Source organism: Listeria sp. MAN/IMW/UF464 (genome assembly GCF_058683955.1).
This window is the reverse complement of record NZ_JBZWZP010000001.1, coordinates 1375160-1396893: the sequence shown is the minus strand read 5'-3', so window position 1 is coordinate 1396893 and position 21734 is coordinate 1375160. Positions and strand designations below refer to the sequence as shown.

Annotated in this window: 15 protein-coding genes; 11 read left to right on the top strand and 4 right to left on the bottom strand. The window is 39.6% G+C overall.

All coding sequences use genetic code 11. From position 1 onward, the window contains the following. Positions 1–171 precede the first annotated feature (171 nt). The 10 genes from rpoB to AC4PG0_RS07040 all read left to right on the top strand — a co-directional run bounded on the left by rpoB (position 172) and on the right by AC4PG0_RS07040 (position 16847). On the top strand, positions 172–3726 hold the full coding sequence (rpoB, locus tag AC4PG0_RS07085) for a DNA-directed RNA polymerase subunit beta (RefSeq protein WP_492167788.1): 3555 nt from the start codon (positions 172–174) through the stop codon (positions 3724–3726). Positions 3727–3895: 169 nt separating this feature from the next. Beyond that, on the top strand, positions 3896–7501 hold the full coding sequence (gene rpoC / locus AC4PG0_RS07080; RefSeq protein ID WP_033533517.1) for a DNA-directed RNA polymerase subunit beta': 3606 nt from the start codon (positions 3896–3898) through the stop codon (positions 7499–7501). Between the two features lie 75 nt (positions 7502–7576). Beyond that, the gene (locus AC4PG0_RS07075; RefSeq protein WP_033533516.1) at positions 7577–8122 is read left to right on the top strand and encodes an HAD family hydrolase; all 546 of its coding nucleotides are present in this window, start codon (positions 7577–7579) and stop codon (positions 8120–8122) included. 65 nt (positions 8123–8187) lie between these two features. After that, positions 8188–9648 carry a glycoside hydrolase family 1 protein gene (locus tag AC4PG0_RS07070; protein ID WP_033533515.1) on the top strand — a complete coding sequence of 487 codons (1461 nt, stop codon included), beginning with the start codon at positions 8188–8190 and terminating at the stop codon, positions 9646–9648. Between the two features lie 162 nt (positions 9649–9810). Continuing rightward, a complete protein-coding gene (locus AC4PG0_RS07065) occupies positions 9811–10947 on the top strand; it encodes an ArgE/DapE family deacylase (RefSeq protein ID WP_045553269.1) in 1137 nt (378 codons plus the stop codon). 268 nt (positions 10948–11215) lie between these two features. Further along, complete coding sequence (locus AC4PG0_RS07060; protein ID WP_492167982.1) at positions 11216–12688, top strand: leucine-rich repeat domain-containing protein; 1473 nt, start codon at positions 11216–11218, stop codon at positions 12686–12688. Between the two features lie 100 nt (positions 12689–12788). Further along, on the top strand, positions 12789–13205 hold the full coding sequence (locus AC4PG0_RS07055; RefSeq protein ID WP_492167790.1) for a MarR family winged helix-turn-helix transcriptional regulator: 417 nt from the start codon (positions 12789–12791) through the stop codon (positions 13203–13205). A gap of 6 nt (positions 13206–13211) precedes the next feature. Next, entirely contained in the window at positions 13212–14171 is a 960-nt protein-coding gene (locus tag AC4PG0_RS07050; RefSeq protein WP_045553267.1) for a ring-cleaving dioxygenase, read from the top strand. A 70-nt stretch (positions 14172–14241) separates the two neighbouring features. Further along, positions 14242–14877, top strand: a complete 636-nt coding sequence (locus AC4PG0_RS07045) for a histidine phosphatase family protein (protein WP_033533513.1) — start codon at positions 14242–14244, stop codon at positions 14875–14877. Between the two features lie 83 nt (positions 14878–14960). Beyond that, positions 14961–16847, top strand: coding sequence for an ABC transporter permease subunit (locus AC4PG0_RS07040; RefSeq protein ID WP_492167791.1), 1887 nt, complete (start codon positions 14961–14963; stop codon positions 16845–16847). A gap of 28 nt (positions 16848–16875) precedes the next feature. Here AC4PG0_RS07040 and AC4PG0_RS07035 read toward each other — a convergent pair whose 3' ends face one another. The 4 genes from AC4PG0_RS07035 to yidA all read right to left on the bottom strand — a co-directional run bounded on the left by AC4PG0_RS07035 (position 16876) and on the right by yidA (position 21091). Beyond that, positions 16876–17961, bottom strand: coding sequence for a leucine-rich repeat domain-containing protein (locus AC4PG0_RS07035; RefSeq protein WP_187983962.1), 1086 nt, complete (start codon positions 17959–17961; stop codon positions 16876–16878). Positions 17962–18094: 133 nt separating this feature from the next. After that, positions 18095–18718: an SMI1/KNR4 family protein gene (locus AC4PG0_RS07030; protein WP_187984141.1), complete on the bottom strand. Its 624-nt coding sequence runs from the start codon at positions 18716–18718 to the stop codon at positions 18095–18097. 3 nt (positions 18719–18721) lie between these two features. Further along, positions 18722–20158, bottom strand: coding sequence for a glycoside hydrolase family 1 protein (locus AC4PG0_RS07025; protein ID WP_492167792.1), 1437 nt, complete (start codon positions 20156–20158; stop codon positions 18722–18724). A gap of 120 nt (positions 20159–20278) precedes the next feature. After that, positions 20279–21091, bottom strand: a complete 813-nt coding sequence (gene yidA / locus AC4PG0_RS07020; protein ID WP_003770177.1) for a sugar-phosphatase — start codon at positions 21089–21091, stop codon at positions 20279–20281. Positions 21092–21227: 136 nt separating this feature from the next. On the opposite strand from yidA, the gene AC4PG0_RS07015 reads away from it, so the two are divergent. Continuing rightward, positions 21228–21731 carry a GNAT family N-acetyltransferase gene (locus AC4PG0_RS07015; protein WP_492167793.1) on the top strand — a complete coding sequence of 168 codons (504 nt, stop codon included), beginning with the start codon at positions 21228–21230 and terminating at the stop codon, positions 21729–21731. The last annotated feature ends 3 nt before the right edge of the window (positions 21732–21734 follow it).

Below are 21734 nucleotides of genomic sequence, written 5' to 3'. Positions count from 1 at the left end.
TAGCAGGAAACTTTTGATGAACGATGTTTAAGGCTGATGAAGGAGTATGGAAGTACTTACTTTTGAACGATTTAACTTAAACATCGGGTGCGGGGGGTTCCACTGTTTTTGTGCCTAAAAGAGAAGTCAGTGTGCTTATAAATTTTTTAATTAATTTGAGGGGTGAATAGTTTGTCAGGACATTCAGGACATGATGTAAAATATGGACGGCATCGTACGCGTAGAAGTTTTGCGCGAATCAGTGAAGTACTTGAATTACCAAACTTAATTGAGATTCAAACAGCTTCTTACCAATGGTTCTTAGATGAAGGGCTACGTGAGATGTTCCGCGATATTTCGCCAATTGAGGATTTTGCGGGTAATTTATCTTTAGAATTCATTGATTACGATCTTGGAGAACCGAAATACTCGGTAGAAGAATCTAAGAACCGTGATGCAAACTATGCGGCTCCACTACGCGTGAAGTTGCGCCTAATCAACAAAGAAACCGGCGAAGTAAAAGACCAAGAAGTATTTATGGGTGATTTCCCACTAATGACTGAAATGGGTACGTTCATTATTAATGGGGCAGAACGTGTTATCGTTTCCCAATTAGTTCGTTCTCCAGGTGTTTACTTCAATGGAAAACTAGACAAAAATGGTAAAAAAGGCTTTGGTTCTACTGTCATCCCTAACCGTGGGGCTTGGCTTGAGTATGAAACAGATGCTAAAGACGTTGTACACGTTCGTATTGACCGTACACGTAAATTACCAGTAACTGTTTTACTTCGTGCACTAGGCTTTGGTTCCGATCAAGAAATTATTGATTTAATCGGGGACAATGACTACTTGCGCAACACGCTTGAAAAAGACAATACTGACAATGCTGAAAAAGCACTTCTAGAAATTTACGAAAGATTACGTCCGGGTGAACCCCCAACAGTTGATAACGCTAGAAGCTTACTAGTTTCTCGTTTCTTTGATCCAAAACGCTACGATCTTGCAAGCGTTGGACGTTATAAAATCAACAAAAAATTACATCTAAAAAACCGTCTATTCAACCAAACATTAGCAGAAACTTTAGTGGATCCAGAAACTGGTGAAATTATCGCTTCTAAAGGTGACATTTTGGATCGTCGTAATTTAGATCAAATTATTCCTAATTTAGAAAACGGTGTAGGTTTCCGCACACTTCGTCCAACTGATGGAGTTATGGAAGATAGCGTACTCGTTCAATCTATTAAAATCTACGCACCAAATGATGACGAAAAAGAAATCAACATCATTGGTAACGCGTATATTGAAGAGAATGTAAAAAACATCACGCCTTCTGATATTATTTCATCCATTAGCTACTTCTTTAACTTGCTACATGGTGTTGGCGATACAGATGACATCGATCACCTAGGTAATCGTCGTCTTCGTTCTGTTGGTGAACTTTTACAAAACCAATTCCGTATCGGTTTATCCCGTATGGAACGTGTAGTTCGTGAGCGTATGTCTATTCAAGACATGACTACAATTACACCACAACAATTGATTAATATTCGCCCAGTAGTTGCTTCTATCAAAGAATTCTTTGGTAGCTCGCAGTTATCTCAGTTCATGGATCAAACAAATCCACTTGGCGAACTTACGCATAAACGTCGTCTTTCAGCGCTTGGACCTGGTGGTTTGACGCGTGAACGTGCTGGTTATGAAGTACGTGACGTGCATTACTCTCACTATGGTCGTATGTGTCCGATTGAAACGCCAGAGGGACCAAACATTGGTTTGATCAACTCCCTTTCTTCCTTTGCGAAGGTAAATAAATTCGGCTTTATCGAAACGCCTTACCGCCGCGTAGATCCTGAAACAAACCGTGTTACTGATAAGATTGATTATCTAACTGCGGATGAAGAGGATAATTACGTAGTAGCGCAAGCGAACTCGAAATTAGACGAACAAGGTACTTTCACAGAAGAAGAAGTTATGGCTCGTTTCCGTTCAGAAAACTTAGCGGTAGAAAAAGAACGTATTGACTACATGGATGTATCGCCTAAACAGGTTGTATCTGTTGCGACAGCATGTATTCCGTTCCTTGAAAACGATGATAGTAACCGTGCGCTAATGGGAGCGAACATGCAACGTCAAGCAGTTCCTCTTATGCACCCTGAAGCTCCATTTGTTGGAACAGGTATGGAACACGTATCTGCAAAAGACTCTGGTGCAGCTGTAACTGCCAAACATGACGGTATTGTAGAACACGTTGAAGCTCGCGAAATCTGGGTTCGTCGTGTATCTCTAGTGGATGGCAAAGAAGTAACTGGCGGAATTGATAAATATACATTACGTAAATTTGTTCGTTCTAACCAAGGTACTTGTTATAACCAACGTCCAAACGTAGCAGAAGGTGACCGCGTTGTTAAAGGAGAAATCCTTGGTAACGGTCCATCAATGGATTCCGGTGAACTTGCTCTTGGTCGTAACGTACTAGTTGCGTTCATGACTTGGGATGGTTATAACTACGAGGATGCAATCATCATGAGTGAACGTCTTGTAAAAGATGACGTTTATACTTCGATTCATATTGAAGAATTTGAATCAGAAGCTCGTGATACAAAACTCGGACCTGAAGAAATGACTCGTGATATTCCAAATGTTGGGGAAGACGCTTTACGCGACCTTGACGAACGTGGAATTATCCGTGTCGGTGCTGAAGTAAAAGACAACGACCTTCTAGTTGGTAAAGTAACACCAAAAGGAGTTACTGAATTAACTGCAGAAGAACGTTTATTACACGCTATCTTTGGTGAAAAAGCACGTGAAGTTCGTGATACTTCATTACGTGTACCTCATGGCGGCGGCGGAATCGTGCTTGACGTGAAGATCTTTACACGTGAAGCTGGCGACGAACTACCACCTGGTGTAAACCAATTAGTACGTGTTTATATTGTACAAAAACGTAAAATCCACGAAGGCGATAAAATGGCCGGACGTCACGGTAACAAAGGGGTTATCTCCCGTATTTTACCTGAAGAAGATATGCCATTTATGCCAGACGGAACACCTGTTGACATCATGCTTAACCCACTTGGGGTACCATCTCGTATGAATATCGGACAAGTACTTGAGCTACACTTAGGTATGGCTGCTCGTGCTTTAGGAATTCACGTTGCAACTCCAGTATTTGATGGAGCGAATGAAGAAGATGTATGGAGCACTGTGGAAGAAGCCGGTATGGCCCGCGATGCGAAAACAGTTCTTTACGACGGACGTTCTGGTGAAGCATTTGATAACCGTATCTCTGTAGGTGTAATGTACATGATCAAACTTGCCCACATGGTTGATGATAAACTTCATGCGCGTTCAACTGGACCTTACTCTCTAGTAACGCAACAACCGCTTGGTGGTAAAGCACAATTTGGTGGACAACGTTTTGGGGAAATGGAAGTATGGGCACTTGAAGCATATGGTGCCGCTTATACACTTCAAGAAATCCTAACGATTAAATCCGATGACGTGGTTGGTCGTGTGAAAACTTACGAAGCGATTGTTAAAGGCGAAAGCGTTCCAGAACCTGGTGTGCCAGAATCCTTCAAAGTACTCATCAAAGAGCTTCAAAGTCTTGGAATGGATGTTAAAATGCTTTCCGCAGACGAAGAAGAAATCGAGATGCGTGACATGGATGATGACGACTTTACTAATCAAAATGATGCCTTCAATATCGTACAACCGGAAAATGCAGCCACTGAAAAGACTGAGTAATTCGGTTCGATAATTGAGACTCCAAAACAATAAGAAACAATGATTTGTTTTTTGCAAAATATAAAATTAAGCGATCGCTAAGACTTTCCCTAAAAGTCTGGGAAGTGTGCGGGAATCCCCAAGCGCTTCCTAAAGCGAATGCTCCAAACTAATTTAGGAGGTTGGGCACTTGTTAGATGTTAATAATTTTGAGTATATGAAAATCGGTCTGGCATCTCCAGATAAAATTCGTTCATGGTCTCACGGTGAAGTAAAAAAACCTGAAACCATCAACTACAGAACGCTTAAACCTGAACGTGACGGCTTATTCTGTGAAAGAATTTTTGGACCAATGAAAGACTGGGAATGTTCTTGTGGTAAATACAAACGTGTTCGCTATAAAGGCGTAGTTTGTGACCGTTGTGGAGTAGAAGTAACGAAATCAAAAGTCCGTCGTGAACGTATGGGCCATATTGAACTCGCAGCTCCTGTTTCTCACATCTGGTACTTCAAAGGAATTCCAAGCCGTATGGGTCTTGTTATGGATATGTCCCCACGTGCATTAGAAGAAATTATCTATTTTGCATCTTACGTGGTTACAGAACCAGGCGATACTCCACTTGAAAAGAAACAACTTTTATCTGAACGTGAATACCGCGTTTATCGCGAAAAATATGGTAAAGGTTTCTCAGCTGGTATGGGCGCAGAAGCTATCAAAAAAATCTTAGCCGATATCGACTTAGAAAAAGAAACAAATGATTTAAAAGAAGAACTAAAATCTGCACAAGGTCAACGTCGTACTCGTGCAATTCGTCGTTTGGAAGTTATGGAAGCTTTCCGTAATTCCGGCAACAACCCAAGCTGGATGGTACTTGACGTGCTACCAGTTATCCCACCAGAAATTCGTCCAATGGTACAACTTGAAGGTGGCCGTTTTGCAACAAGTGATTTGAATGACTTATATCGTCGGGTAATCAACCGGAACAACCGTTTGAAACGCCTTCTTGATTTAGGTGCACCAAACATTATCGTGCAAAATGAAAAACGGATGCTACAAGAAGCTGTCGATGCTTTAATTGACAACGGTCGTCGTGGTCGTCCAGTAACAGGTCCAGGTAACCGTCCGCTTAAATCCCTTTCTCATATGCTTAAAGGGAAACAAGGTCGTTTCCGTCAAAACTTACTAGGTAAACGTGTCGATTATTCTGGTCGTTCCGTTATCGTAGTTGGACCTAACTTAAAAATGTACCAATGTGGTCTTCCAAAAGAAATGGCTCTTGAATTATTCAAACCATTTGTTATGAAAGAACTAGTTGGACGCGGTTTAGCACACAACATTAAGAGCGCTAAACGTAAAATCGAACGTATGGCTCCAGAAATTTGGGACGTATTAGAAGAAGTTATCCGTGAACATCCGGTACTACTTAACCGGGCGCCTACGCTTCACAGACTTGGTATTCAAGCATTTGAACCAACGCTAGTTGAAGGTCGCGCAATCCGTCTTCACCCTCTTGTATGTACAGCTTACAACGCTGACTTTGATGGTGACCAAATGGCGGTTCACGTTCCTTTATCCGCAGAAGCACAAGCAGAAGCACGTATTTTAATGCTTGCAGCTCAAAACATTTTGAACCCTAAAGATGGTAAACCAGTTGTAACACCTTCCCAAGATATGGTGCTAGGTAACTACTACCTTACTTTAGAACGTGAAAATGCTGTCGGCGAAGGTACTATCTTCAAAGACATCAATGAAGCGCAACTTGCGTATCAAAACGGCTATGTACACTTACATTCACGTATTGCTGTATTTGCTGGTTCGATTCCAAATGAACGTTTCACTGATGAACAACGTAACCAATTATTAATTACGACTGTTGGTAAACTGATTTTCAACACAATCTTACCAAAATCGTTCCCTTATATTAATGAACCAACGAAATTCAACTTAGAAATCGAAACACCAGCGAAATATTTCGTTGATACAACAACTGATGTTCGTGCTCATATTGCGGCACAAGAACTAATCGATCCATTCAAGAAGAAAATCCTCGGTAACATTATCGCGGAAGTCTTCAAGAAATTCCATATTACCGAAACTTCAAAAATGCTTGACCGTATGAAAGATCTTGGTTTCAAAATCTCGACTAAGGCCGGCATGACAGTAGGTATTGCGGATATTCTAACACTTGAAGAAAAACATGAAATTCTTGAAAAAGCACATGATACTGTTGAAAAAATCACTAAATCATTCCGTCGTGGTTTGATTACAGATGATGAAAGATACGAACGCGTTATCGGTGTATGGAATGCTGCCAAAGACGAAATCCAAGGAAAACTGATCTTGAGTTTGGACCGCTTAAACCCAATCTTCATGATGCAAGATTCCGGAGCTCGTGGTAACATTTCCAACTTTACACAGCTAGCTGGTATGCGTGGACTGATGGCTGACCCATCCGGACGTATCGTAGAATTGCCGATTACATCTAACTTCCGTGAAGGTTTAACGGTCTTAGAGTACTTCATTTCTACCCATGGTGCGCGTAAAGGTCTTACCGATACAGCCCTTAAAACAGCCGATTCCGGTTACCTTACTCGTCGTCTTGTTGACGTGGCTCAAGATGTTATCATTCGTGAAGACGATTGTGGCACTGACCGCGGTCTTACAATTAAGGCTATCCGTGAAGGTACTGAAATCATCGAACCACTTGAAGAACGTCTGGAAGGTCGTTATTCTCGTAAAACAATTCGTCACCCAGAAACAAAAGAAGTTATTGCACGTGAAAACGACTTAATTACAGAAGCAATTGCCACTCAAATCGTTGACGCTGGTATTGAAGAAGTAACTATCCGTTCTGCATTCACATGTAATACAAAACACGGCGTATGTAAAAAATGTTATGGTAAAAACTTGGCAACTGGTACAGAAGTCGAAGTTGGAGAAGCAGTTGGTATCATCGCTGCCCAATCTATCGGGGAACCAGGAACTCAGCTTACTATGCGTACATTCCATACAGGTGGGGTTGCCGGAGACGATATCACGCAAGGTCTTCCACGTATTCAAGAAATTTTTGAAGCACGTAATCCGAAAGGGCAAGCTATCATCACTGAAGTTGGCGGTGAAGTTGTTTCTATCGAAGAAGGTCGTGATCGTCAACAAGAAATCACTATCCAAGGTACAGATGACCGCCGTTCTTACAACATTCCTTACACTGCTCGCTTGCGTGTAGAAGAAGGAAGTATTGTTGAACGTGGGGAAGCTCTAACTGAAGGTTCTGTGGATCCTAAAGCCTTGATTCGTGTTCGTGACGTATTATCCGTTCAAGAATATCTACTTGCTGAAGTACAAAAAGTTTACCGTATGCAAGGGGTAGAAATTGGCGATAAACACGTTGAAGTAATGGTTCGTCAAATGTTACGTAAAATCCGCGTAATGGATACTGGTGATACAAACATCTTACCAGGTACATTAATGGATATTCATACGTTTACAGAAGCCAACCGCGATGCTATCTTAAGTGGTAGCCAACCAGCAACAGGTCGTCCAGTTCTTCTAGGGATTACAAAAGCTTCCCTTGAAACTGATTCCTTCTTGTCTGCTGCATCATTCCAAGAAACAACTCGTGTCTTGACAGATGCTGCAATCAAAGGAAAACGTGACGAACTTCTAGGACTTAAAGAAAATGTTATCCTAGGTAAACTTGTTCCAGCTGGTACAGGTATTGGTCGTTACCGCAAACTGAAATCCGAAGTTATCAAGGAAACAGCTGAAGTAACTGACGAAATCACAAATATTTAATTTTACAAAGCCAAGTGTGCCGTTCGCGCGCACTTGGCTTTTTTTGTTATACTCTAGAAAAAGGAGTGAAGTGATTTGATTACACACGTTATTTGGGATATGGGTGAAACATTAAATACCGTACCAAACACCAGATACGACCATCATCCTCTCGATACTTACCCGGAAGTAGTGCTGCGCAAAGACGCCAAAGAAACCCTCGAAAAAGTAAAGCAACTCGGATTCAAACAAGCAATCCTCAGCAACACTGCAACGAGCGACACAGAAGTAATTAAGCGCGTACTAACCAATTTCGACATCATCGATTATTTTGATTTCATTTACGCATCCAATTCCGAGTTACAACCAGGGAAAATGGAAAAGCCAGACAAAACTATTTTTGATTTCACACTAAATGCCCTTCAAATTGATAAAACGGAAGCAGTCATGGTCGGGAATACATTCGAAAGTGATATTATTGGCGCAAATCGTGCGGGAATCCATGCGATATGGCTCCAAAATCCAGAAGTTTGTTTGCAAGATGAGCGCCTGCCTCTTGTCGCGCCGCCATTTATTATCCCAGTTTGGGACTTAGCTGATGTTCCCGAAGCCCTTTTACTATTAAAGAAAATTTCTGCTTGACCTGTAATGCATTACACAGAGTAAACTAAAAAAGTAGAAGAAATTAGCCGGAAGGGGCGAACGAAATGACTGAAGTGAAAAAACAATTTCCAAAAGGATTTTTATGGGGTGGAGCAACTGCTGCGAACCAAGTTGAAGGCGCTTACGATGTAGATGGGAAAGGCCTTTCCACAGCAGATATGGTCAAATTCATTCCAAAAGAAGAACGTACACAAGATCATGCATTAGACGTATCTAAAGCAGAAATCGAAGCAATTATTGCAGGGAAAGTAGAAGGAAGATTCCCTAAACGTGATGGCGTTGATTTTTATCATCACTATAAAGAAGACATCGCATTATTTGCCGAAATGGGCTTTAAAACATTCCGACTATCACTAAACTGGGCACGTATTTTCCCGAACGGTGATGACAAAGAGCCGAATGAAAAAGGTCTTGAATTTTATGATAAAGTGTTTGATGAATTATTAAAATATGACATTGAGCCACTTGTGACACTTTCTCACTATGAAACGCCACTAAATCTTACTTTAAAATATAACGGCTGGGCTGATCGTCGCGTTATCGGATTTTTCACGAACTACGCAGAAACAGTTTTCAAACGTTATAAAAACAAAGTGAAATATTGGCTAACTTTTAACGAAATCAATGTTATTTCACTTAGCGCATACACTGGTGGTGGCGTGCTGTTAGAAGACGCGAAGAATCCACTTGAACTTTCTTACCAAGCAGGACATCACCAATTTGTAGCCAGCGCACTTGCTACAAAATTGGCGCATGAAATTATTCCAGGATCACAAGTTGGGTGTATGCTAGCGCGTATGGCGACATATCCTGCGACTAACAACCCTGATGACATCTTAAAAGCACAATACGAAAACCAACAAAACCTATTTTTCACAGATGTTCATGCTCGCGGTGAATACCCAAGCTACATGAACCGCTTCTTCCAAGAAAACGACATTAACATCGTAAAAGAAGTTGGCGACGACGAAATCTTAAAAGCACACACGGTTGATTTCATCTCATTCAGCTACTACATGTCCCTATCCGCAACAGCTAGCCCAGAAGGCGACCGCTCTGCTGGGAACTTAATGGGTGGCGTGAAAAATGAATACTTGGAGTCCTCCGATTGGGGTTGGCAAATTGACCCGAAAGGCTTACGCTGGACATTAAACGATCTATATAGCCGCTATGAATTACCACTTTTCATCGTGGAAAATGGCTTAGGCGCTTATGATACAGTAGCAGAAGACGGCAAAATCCATGATGATTACCGAATTGACTACTTGCGCAAACATATCGAACAAATGAAAGAAGCAATTGCTGATGGCGTAGATTTAATGGGTTACACAAGCTGGGGTCCAATCGACCTAGTAAGTGCCTCCACAAGCGAAATGTCCAAACGCTACGGCTTCATCTACGTAGACCAAGATGACTGGGGCAAAGGAACATTAGAACGCTCTCGAAAAGATTCATTCTTCTGGTATAAAAAAGTAATTGAAACAAATGGTGAAGATTTAGATTAATAGAAAGTTAGCAGTCCCGCTTTGGCGGGGCTGTTTTTTATTTTTATATCAATTAATGGGATGAGAGCTAAGATAACCCCCGGGATATATAGTGATGTAGACGTTTGCCTTTTTCCATAACGGGAAAACATAGGATGGAATTCAAAGAAAGAGGGCGTAAACATGGAACGAGAAAGAAAAATTCAAATCTTAAAGGACATTGTGAATATTGATTCGACTAATGGGCATGAGGAACAGGTTGCGAACTACTTACAGAAGTTGTTTGCTGAGTATGGTATTGAGTCTGAAAAGGTGCAATATGATGTAGACCGAGCTAGTCTTGTTAGTGAAATTGGTTCTAATGATGGCAAAGTTTTGGCGTTTTCAGGGCATATGGATGTGGTTGATGCTGGCGATGTATCTAAATGGAAGTTCCCGCCTTTTGAAGCAACGGAGCATGAAGGGAAAATATACGGACGTGGCGCGACGGATATGAAATCAGGTCTAGCGGCGATGGTTATTGCAATGATTGAGCTTCATGAAGAAAAACAAAAACTAAACGGTAAAATTAAATTATTAGCAACAGTTGGTGAAGAAGTCGGTGAACTTGGAGCCGAACAACTAACGCAAAAAGGTTACGCAGATGATTTAGATGGCTTGATTATCGGCGAACCGAGCGGACACAGAATCGTTTATGCGCATAAAGGTTCCATTAATTATACCGTTAAATCCACTGGTAAAAATGCGCATAGTTCGATGCCGGAATTTGGTGTTAATGCGATTGATAACTTGCTGCTATTTTATAATGAAGTAGAAAAGTTTGTGAAATCAATTGATGCTACTAACGAAATATTAGGCGATTTTATTCATAATGTCACTGTAATTGATGGTGGAAATCAAGTCAATAGTATTCCTGAAAAAGCGCAACTGCAAGGGAATATCCGCTCGATTCCAGAAATGGATAATGAAACAGTGAAACAAGTGCTAGTGAAGATTATCAATAAGTTAAACAAACAAGAAAATGTGAATCTGGAATTAATATTTGATTATGACAAACAACCAGTATTTAGTGATAAAAATTCGGATTTAGTAAATGTTGCTAAGCGTGTAGCAAGTGACATTGTTAAAGAAGAAATCCCTTTACTCGGTATTTCCGGAACAACCGATGCAGCAGAATTCACGAAAGCCAAAAAAGCATTTCCAGTAATTATTTTTGGACCAGGAAACGAAACGCCTCACCAAGTAAATGAAAATGTTTCTGTAGAGAATTATTTAGAGATGGTGGATGTGTACAAACGAATTGCGATAGAATTTTTATAAATGCTGCGAAAACTAGTTCTGACAGTGCTTTTGGCGATAAACTGAATCTTAATTAAAACACATTTTAGTTTTTTAAAAGAATAAACGGACGAAAAATCGTCACTTTTAAAGAGAATTATGCTCTGAAAGGTCTTTTTTTAGCAAAAAATAATGTTGCTCCTCGTGTTAATATTAGTTTTAAATGCAATAACTTAGTACATTAATTATTAGATAGGAGACTACTATGAACGTAAGAACTTTACTAGTTCGTGTTGGAGTAATATTAACTATGGCTTTAGGAATTAGTTTGTGGCTAGGCACGAGTCCGGGAATTGACGCTCAAGCAGCAAGCCTTGCACAACCGACACCGATTAATGAAGTGTTTCCTGATCCTCAAATGGCTTTAACAATGGAGGTAGAACTCGGGAAAACAAATGTTACAGATCTTGTTTCGCAAAGTGAATTGGATAGCCTGACCGAATTGAGATCTAATTTACCCATAGCTTCAATTGAGGGAATTCAGTATCTGACAAATTTAACAGAATTAAATATAAGTAATGCAGAAGTAAGTGATATAAGTGCTTTGAAAGATCTAACAAAATTAACAAAGTTAGAAATGTATCAGAATAATATTAGTGATATAAACGTTTTGGAAAACCTAACGAACATAACAGATTTAGACTTACATGATAATCAGATAGCGGATATAAGTCCCGTAAGAAATTTGACTAATTTAGTGGAACTAAACTTAGCTTATAATCAAATAAGTGATATTAGTGCAGTGTCAACTCTAAGTAAGCTAAATAAGTTATGGTTTACTGATAATCAAGTAAGTGATATTAGCGCAGTTGCTGGGTTAAACAATCTATCTAGTTTGAGTTTGGGTTATAACCAAATAAGCGACATAAGTATACTGACGAACTTAACCAATTTAGATGGTCTGAGTATAGACCATAATCAAATAAGTGACTTAACGCCAATAGCGAATTTGACCAATTTAACTTTCGTGGGTTTGCATAATAATCAAATAAGCGACTTAACTCCAATTGCAAATTTAACTAATTTAACAAGAATGTATTTATCAGGTCAGCAAATAACCAACAATCCAATACCTTATCACAGCAATATTGCTATTCCTAACAATGTGAAAAATAATAAAAATGATGTTATCGCACCACTTGTAATAAGTAATGAAGGAACCTATGACAATTCTAATGTTGTTTGGAATCTAGCTGATTATGTTAATAAAGTGAGTTATACTTTTTCACAACAGGTAACGATTGGTAGTGCCACAGAAACTTTCAATGGGACAGTAACACAGCCATTAGAGTTATATACTGTGACTTTTGATGTGGATGGAGTAACAACTAACGAGACATTAGAGGCAGATACCCTACTAACCGAACCAACACCGCCAACAAAAGAAGGTTACACATTCACAGGCTGGTATGATGCAAAAACAAACGGTACTAAATGGGATTTTGAAACGGATAAAATGCCGGCGAAAGATATTACCTTATATGCTCAGTTTAGTGAGGATAAAGGCCCAGCAGATGATGATACTGACAAAGATACACCAAATGACCCTGCTATAAACGATGGAGACGCGGTGCATTCTTTGGATAGTTCAGAACCACCTGCTGAGGTAAATGTAAATATATCACTACCAAAAACAGGCGATAGTCAAAACCCATTAGTTATTTTCATGGGACTGTTTCTGCTTGGTACAGGGATTATTTCGCTTCACAAACTACGCAATTAAATAAAAGTCTAGTATTTGTTTGTAAACAGGTGCTAGGCTTTTTTCTTGCTTTTAATAAAGTTTAGTACTAAACTAATAGTATCAAGAGGAGGGGACGAGCATGGTTAAGAAAGAAGAACGGCTAGGGGTTTTGCTTTGGTTTCGATTTAGTCGATTTTATAATCGGAATATGAAGCTGACCAATCAGAATTTGCGAGCAGCAGGGATTTCGACGGCGCAGTTTGATTGCATTGCCCAGATTGGTTTGGACAACGAGATTACGCAGCAACAGCTTGCCGAAAAATTAGTTGTAACGAAGGGAAATGTCACCCAACTCCTCGCAAAATTAGAGCAATTAGGCTATATTACGCGAACAAAAACGGGGCGCGAGAAACATATTGTCCTCACCGAAAAAGGCCAAGCGTGTTACCGCGAAAACGTGCCAAAACAAGAAGCTTTTCAGCAATCTCAATTTGATAAATTAACAAGAGACGAACAAAAAGAACTACTCAAGTTATTAAAAAAATTAGGAGAGTGATTATCAATGAAATTAGCGGGAATTCACCATGTATCTATTTTTACAGCGAATGCACGAGCTAACTTTGACTTTTATACTAAAATAATGGGGCTGCGGTTAGTGAAAAAATCGGTTAACCAAGATGATCCTTATACGTATCATTTATATTACGGAGACGAAATCGGTTCACCGGGAACAGCGCTGACGTTCTTTGAAGTTCCAAATATGGCGAAAAACCACCCATCACGCAATGCGATTTCTGGACTTAGTTTGCGCGTGCCAAATGATGAGGCTTTGCACTACTGGGATAAAAGACTCGATGAGCATCGCATTTTCCACAGCAAACCAATCGACCAATTCGGGCGCAAAATTATTCGTCTAAAAGACACAGATGGCTTACCGGTCAATTTGATTTCCGATGAAACAAGCACACAAGCAACCGAGGTGAGCCCTTGGGAAGATAGCCCGGTTCCAGCAGAATATGCCATTCGCGGACTTGGCCCAGTGCGCTTTTCCGTTTTCAAAAAAGAAAAAACAGATCGTCTTTTGACAAAAATATTAGGCTTTGAGCGGGTTGGTGCCTATGAAGATGATGATAAATTAGTTACAGTATTCAAAACTGGCGACGTTGGACTTGGCGGCGAAGTGCATGTGGAGTCGCGACCTGATCTAGAACAAGGCAATTTAGGCGCTGGCGGGATTCATCATGTGGCGTTTCGTGTACCGACTGATGGTGATTTAATTGGTTGGACAGAAATGATACAAGACCTTGGCTATAAAAATTCGGGCTATGTGGATCGTTTTTATTTCCACTCTCTTTATTTCCGCGAAAGCAATGGCATTTTAATTGAACTTGCAACCGATGAACCAGGTTTCCAAACCGATTTCACGAAAGAGCATGGAACCTATGTAGATTTACCGCCACATTTAGAAGAACGTCGCGAAGATATTTTGGCGCATTTAAAACCACTTGATACGGATAAATAATAAGAAAACCTTGAAAATATGCCCATTCATGATACAATTTTAGAAGAATGTGTAATTAGGAGGCAGAATTTTGGCAGAGGGTTTACGAACGATTTATTTTGTAAGACATGGTAAAACAGAGTGGAATATGACTGGACAAATGCAAGGCTGGGGCGATTCTCCGCTAGTTGCAGAAGGTATTGACGGGGCAAAAGCAGTCGGTGAAGTGTTGAAAGATACACCAATTGATGCCGTTTATACAAGTACAAGTAAACGCACGCAAGATACCGCGGCTTACATTCTTGGCGACCGCGAAATCGAAATTCAACCTCTGGAAGAACTAAAAGAAATGAGCTTTGGAACGTGGGAAGGCATTAGAGTAACTGAAATTGATGAACAATACCCTGAAGAACGTGCGAAAATTCTTCATAGTCCAGAAACCTACAAAGCCGAAGTGAACGGCGGCGAGACTTATTATGAGCTTGCAGAACGACTGTTAGAAGGCGTTGAAAAAATCATTGCAGAAAATCCAAGTGGCAACATTCTCGTCGTTTCTCACGGCATGTCACTTACGTTATTATTATACTTGCTACAAGGCGGAACCATTGAAGATCATCGCAAAGAAGCACCAAGAATCTTGAACACAAGTATTAGCATCGTAGAATACCAAAACGGCGAATTTTCTCTTAAAAAATTAAATGAAGTTGGTCATTTAGACTTAAAATAAGTAGAATCTTGGGCATATCTCATTGGAGGTGTGTCCTAGATTTATACATAAGAGAAAGCTAGAAAAAGGGAGAAAACATACATATGAAGAGAATTGTCAAAATTTTTCTACATTATTTTTTAGGAATTTTAGGAATTATTTTAATCAGCTGTGTTCCAGCGATATTTAGCAAAGTAACTTCGTGGTCATCAAGTACTTACTGGGAGGCTCTTAAGTCGATTTTTACAGCAATTTTCCACCCAACCAAATGGGAAATTAGTTACCAAGGAAGCGCAGAAGTTTTTCATGTGTCGTTGGCAGATTTTATCACCGGACCATATTTCTACTCCATGAAAATTATCGTAGCGAGCTTGCTAATTTCAGCGCTCATTGCCTATTTGCTAGTAATTGCAACATTTCGCGGACCAAAATGGTTGCGCCGAGGCTTAAGCGGATTCCTATCGATACTTCAAGCGTTTCCAGATTTTTCCTTTATTTTCCTTATTCAAATGGCCGTCGTCTACATATATCAACAAACCGGCGTGTTCACCTTGAACTTTTACAGCTTAAACGGCGAGCAAATTTATGCAGCACCAATCGTCTGCTTGTCCATCATACCAACCGTGCTCTTTTACAAAATGATGATGCTCCTTATGGAAAATGAATGGCAAGCTGACTACATCCAACTGGCTCGCGGGAAAGGCTTAACCGATAGAGCGATACTACTTCGCCATGCCACACCCAATATGATGCAAAGCCTGTTTTATCAATCCAAAACCATCGTTTGGTTTATTTTAAGCGCCTACCTCGTTGTAGAATTTTTATTCGGTATCGAAGGCGTGCTCTACTACTTACTAGCGGGATTTAGCCCATTAAATATTTTCCTAGTATTAGCACTCGTGTTCACCCCATTTTACTTCTTTTACGCACTAATAGACCTATGGATTAGCCGCGGGAAAAATACCGAGAGCGCAAACGTGACTCGAGTTCCGCTACACTGGAATAGTTTCCAGAAGACCTTTACGGAAAAAGTAAACCTTAAAAGCAAATGGCGCAACTTTGTAGTAACGACCGGGCAGCTCCTAAAACGCCCATCTTTCAGCATACCGCTGGCAACACTTAGCATCTTACTAATCGCAAGCCTTATTTACGGGCTTATGGGAGACAAAATCAATTCGCTCAAATTTATCAGTGATGCGACCGGACGAGTAACCGATATGGCGCCTTTCAAGCCAAACGCGCAAGTATGGCTAGGCACCGACCAAGCCGGCAACTCCATTCTCGACCAATTGCTAGTCGGCATCAAGTACACGCTACTTATAGCGGTCATCATTGCAACGCTACGTGTCGTGATTGGCTATATTTTGGCAGTACCGCTCGCGTTTTTTAGCAAGCCACGAACCCGCAATTTTGTTCAAGCGATAGCGGACGGGATGCATTATTTACCACTGTCCCTGCTCGTCTTTATTATCATGGTCAACGAATTTATTAGCTATTCTGGCGTTTTCGAAACCAGCCTATTTACACGCATAACCTTCCAAATTTTAATCATGGTTGTCATCGTTTTACCAATTACAGCCAACCGAATCAGCAGCGAAATTTCCCAAGTGTTGAAAAAAGAGTTCGTCCTGAGTGCACTCGTTTTTGGCGGAAATGCGCGCTGGATTTTAACCAAGCACATCAATCCACAAATCTGGTCGAAATTAATTCTAATTTGGATTGAACAACTCATTCAAACGTTGCAGATGTTTGTCCATCTAGCTATCTTTGGAATTTTCATCGGTGGGGCAATCATGGGAGCGGATGACGGCATGCTCAACCCAGTTATTCCTGAATTATCTGGTTTAATCGCTAATGCGAAATTCGTGTTCGCCAACCACCAATTCTGGATAATTTTACCGCCATTACTTGTATTTATGATTTTAATTCTTTGTTTCCAAATGATGGCAAATTCGCTTTTGAAAAGAGAAGAAGAAAGTAAAAAAGCCTAGTTCTATAAAAGAACTAGGCTTTTATTATTTATGGAGTGACTGTTTGATAGACAGTGACTGTGACAGAAGGGATAGTTGGATATTGTTTATTTAAAAAGTAAGCGGAATTATCGCCTGCATTTTCCCAAGTAAGTGTATCATTTGAGTAAGTTCCTGGAGTGTACCAAACCCAATCATGTAATGTTACTCCGAAGTTATCTTTAATTACAATATTAGTGGAATCACCGAGCGCAACATCTGGAAGGTATACATTTTGTCCAGCAGCTTCAAACAGTTCTAAGCGATGACCTGCCAATGAGCTGAAATCACTAATCTGATTTTCTTCAATTTTTATTGACTTAATTGTTGGAATGGTACTGAGAGGTGTAACATCTTTAATTTGATTAAAATTAGCATCGAAGTATTCTAGTTGTGTTTTATTTCTTAATGGCTCAATAGAAGTCAGTTGATTGCTTTCGGCATAAAAAAGTTGGAGATTATCGAATTCTGAAAGCACACTGATGTCTGATATATTATTTGCTGAAATAGATAAATTAGTTAATAGAGGAGTATCTTTTAGCGCCGAAATATCTTTTAGTTGATTGCTACTTAGGTTTAATATTTTTAAATTACTTAAATTTTCGAAGGATGGTAAGGTGGAGATCTGGTTAACACCTAATTCTAAGTTATTTAACTTAGGTAAGTTCATTAGCGGAGTAATATCTGTAATTTGATTGTAGTTAAGTGATACTATTTCTAGTTCTGTTAAATTAGCGAGATTATCTAAGTTACTAATGTTATTTTGGCTTAAATCTACAAGTTTTAAGTTGTGTAAATATTCCATCCCTGTTAAATCTTCCACACCGAAAGCTATATATACCATTGTTTCAATAGTATCTAGTTGTTCTTGGGTGACGACTGTATCCTGGGAAACACCTAGTTCCTGTGCGACTTTAAAAGCTAGAGCATCATCTGGGAAAATTTGATCAACCGTGGCTGGAGGAGCTTCTTGTAAATTTTTTTCTGGGGCAGTTGCAATGTTTGTTGTAGCAGCATTTACTTCGACTTGCTCTGCTAAAGGACTAAAACTAATCAAGGCCGTACATGCAAGACTTGCTAGAATAAATTTTTTCATGTCATCCTACTCCTTTTCTATAATATAAATGGAGTATAGCATGCAAATTATTTGAAAATAAAAAGCAATCAGATATGAACATTGCATAAAAAACCGCTAAAAAGAGTATGCTTCTTTTTAGCGGTTTTTTTCTTTATTCAAATTCCTCTATAGACTTATCTAACCATACCTCATACCATTCAAGAAAGCCTAAACGTTCTTCATTGCCAAAGTAAAAATCAGGATAGACGCCATTGTCATTATTTCTGTCATCCACCCAAATTTCTCCATAAGAAGGGCCATTTACAACAAGGTTAATCGAAACGCCACAACCAAAATTAGCGATGCGCAGAAGTCCAAAAACTTCTTTATCTTGGAAGCATAGTTCTTGCCAAGCGTCATAATCTTCATCGGACATTCCTTCTTTATAACCAGGCGCAATCCAGTCATCTGTATGTGGAAAAGGCTCACTTAGCGTTTGCACCCCGTACTTTTTATCCTTGTAATCAAGTGATGAACAAAGTCCGTCCTCAAGCGTTTCTAAACCATAATAAGGGCCCGTTCCGCCGTTACCGATCTGTTCTAGAAAAGCACGATAATCTGGAGGTAACGTAATTTGATGCTCATTTTCAAACGTGGTAAGAGTTTGATTAGATAAAGGTTCGTTGAGTTTATAGGCGTGGCTTTCTGAGCCAAATAAATTCAAATCGGGATCTTTTTCTTTTAAAGCAGTGATTTTTGCTTGGATTCTAGCTAGCCGATCTTGAAGGTCAGCCATCATTTATAAATCTGCTCCATTAGTTTCAATCACTTGTTTATACCAGTAATAACTTTTCTTCGGAATACGTGTCATTGGCGCATCATCTTCCACATCACGATCAACATAAACAAAACCGTAACGTTTTTGATAGCCATTTAACCAGCTTAGAAGGTCTGTGAAGCTCCAAGTACAATATCCTAACATATCAACACCATCACTGATTGCATCGCGAATAGCGGTTGCGTGCGCGCTCAGGTAGTCAATGCGGTAGTCATCATTTACTTCTCCGTCCACTAATTTATCAAATTCACCTAAACCGTTTTCGGTAATTAAAATTGGTAAAGCATAGCGGCTATTAATACGACGAAGCGCAATTTGTAAGCCTTTTGGATCGATTGTCCAATCCCAGTTGGTTGTTTTCACGAAAGGATTAACAACTTTTTTGTAAACGCCAGGGACACCAGTTTCTTTCGTGCTCCCTTTTTTACCAGTGAAGTTCATTTCGTTATTTTGACCAACGCCATCAAGCGGGTTGTAAGCAACAGTTGCGGATTGGTAATAGTTTACGCCCATGAAATCTGGTTTTGCAGAAGCAAGAAGTTCCATATCGCCGTCTTCAATAACTGGCGCAATATCGTTTTCTTCTAAATATTTCCAAACCGCTTTCGGATAGCGCCCAAAAGCATACATATCCATCCAGAAATAACTGTTTAATTCTTCTGCATCATCAGCAGCTTGAACATTTTTAGGGTCTGTGTCGATTGGATAATGTGGTGTGTAAGCAAAACTTGGTCCGATTTTTCCATCAGGAACGATTTCGTGGAAAGCTTTGATAACACTAGCATTAGCTAAGTTCGCAATGTGGTTTACTGCGTACATTCTTTTTGGATCGCTAACTTTTGGTGGATGAAGTGCTTGACTGTAACCCATGCCTACAAAGATATTTTGTTCGTTCAAGGAAACCCAATATTTAACGCGGTCGCCGTAACGTTTGAATAGTGTTGTGGAATAATTTGTGAAATCTTCAATCACTTGGCGAGATTCCCAACCACCATATTCATCAAATAATGCTTGCGGGATATCCCAGTGATACAAGGTTACAAGCGGTTCGATGTCATATTTAAGCAACTCATCAATTAAGTTATCATAAAATTTCAACCCAGCTTCATTCACTTCGCCTTTACCATTTGGAAAAATACGAGTCCAAGCAATGGAGAAACGGTAAGCTTTTAGGCCAGCTTCTGCCATTAATTTTACGTCTTCTTTATAACGGTGATAATGGTCAACAGCTACATCGCCATTTGTACCTTTGAAAGTAGTTCCAGGAATACGAACATACTCGTCCCAAACTGATTTACCTTTGCCGTCTGCGTCCCATGCTCCTTCGATTTGATAAGCTGCCGATGCAGAACCCCATAAGAAATCTTTCGGGAATGGTGAACGTTTTTGATGTTCCATTTAATATAACCTCCATTAAAGCGATTTTTATTAAAAAACTCTACTAATATATTTTAAAGTATATTCTTTTAAAAAGATAGTTAAAAAACGCAGATTCGGAAAGGAATCTGCGTTTTTATATTATTTATCCAGCACAAATTTTTGAATTGCTTTTGCTACGCCACTATCATTGTTCGATGCGGTTGTATAGTCAGCTAATTGCTTAATTCTTTCTGGCGCATTGCCCATTGCAATTCCAAGTCCAGCGAATTCAAGCATCGTTACATCATTTTCTTGGTCGCCAATACAGATAACTTCGCTTTGCTTAATCCCTAGTTTTTCGGAAAGTTCTTTGACCGCGTTGCCTTTACTAGCGTCGCGATTTAGAATTTCTAAGTAGAAAGGGGTGCTGCGGACTAAATGGTATTTTTCACGGAAGGATTCAGGCATTTTCGCAATACCAGCTTCCAGTTCGGGTGCTTCTTCAATAAACATTGCTTTCGACATAATAAAATCTTCTGGAACGTTTTCGATTTCTTTATAAATCAGTTGGCTTCCAGTAAGATAGGCTTCGACAATTGTGTATTTCCCGATTTCTCGGTTCGGCGTGTAAAGCGCTTTGTCATCAAAGAAATGCATGTGCAAATTACTATCTAAGCTCACTTGATAAATTTCTTTTAAGTCGTCGATGCCAAGCGTTAAGTGAGAAATAACTTCTTTTGTATACGTATCTTGAACAAACGCGCCGTTAAAGCTAATCACGTAATCGCCTTCTTCACGTAATTCAAGGTCAGTTAAATAATTTTCTACACCAACGAGCGGGCGTCCAGTACAAAGAACCACTTTTACACCTTTTAATTTTGCTTGGCGAATGGCTTCTTTTACTTCATCCGTAACCTTATGATCATCTGTCAGTAGTGTTCCATCAATATCAATAGCAATTAATTTATACAATATACTAGCTCCTTTTCCATCATAAACTCATTCTAGTATAGCATAAATTAGGACAGATTTCCGGCTATCTATTGAAACGACAGGGAATTTATGGCATGATTGACATGGAAACTTGATAAAAGAAAAGAGTGAAATAATGAAACGTAATTATCATGTGAAATTTTTAAATGAAAAAGATGTAGAACTTGCAGAGGCAGTTTGCGCGGCATCAGAAGATTATTATTTAATTGAACAAAATAAACCCGCATCAAAAAGCGATGCATTAAAAATTATCACAGAAATTCCAGACGGGAAAACGAGATTCGATAAATTTATACTGGCGGTATTGGATGAAAATGAAAAACCAATCGGCTTAGTAGATATTGTTTCTGATTATCCGAGAAAAGGTCGCTGGTTTATTGGCCTATTATTATTAACACCAGACGCTCGTGGCAATGGCCTTGGAAAAGTACTTCACCAAACTATTAAAGAATGGGCAAATGATGGTGGAGCCGATTCCTTAGCACTTGGAGTTCTAGCTGAAAATGAAAAAGGACGCGGATTTTTCGAGCATCTAGGTTATTCGAAACAAGAAACGAAACAAGCGACATATGGTGAAAAAGAGCAAGAAGTTGATATTTACACTATTGATATTAAATAAAAA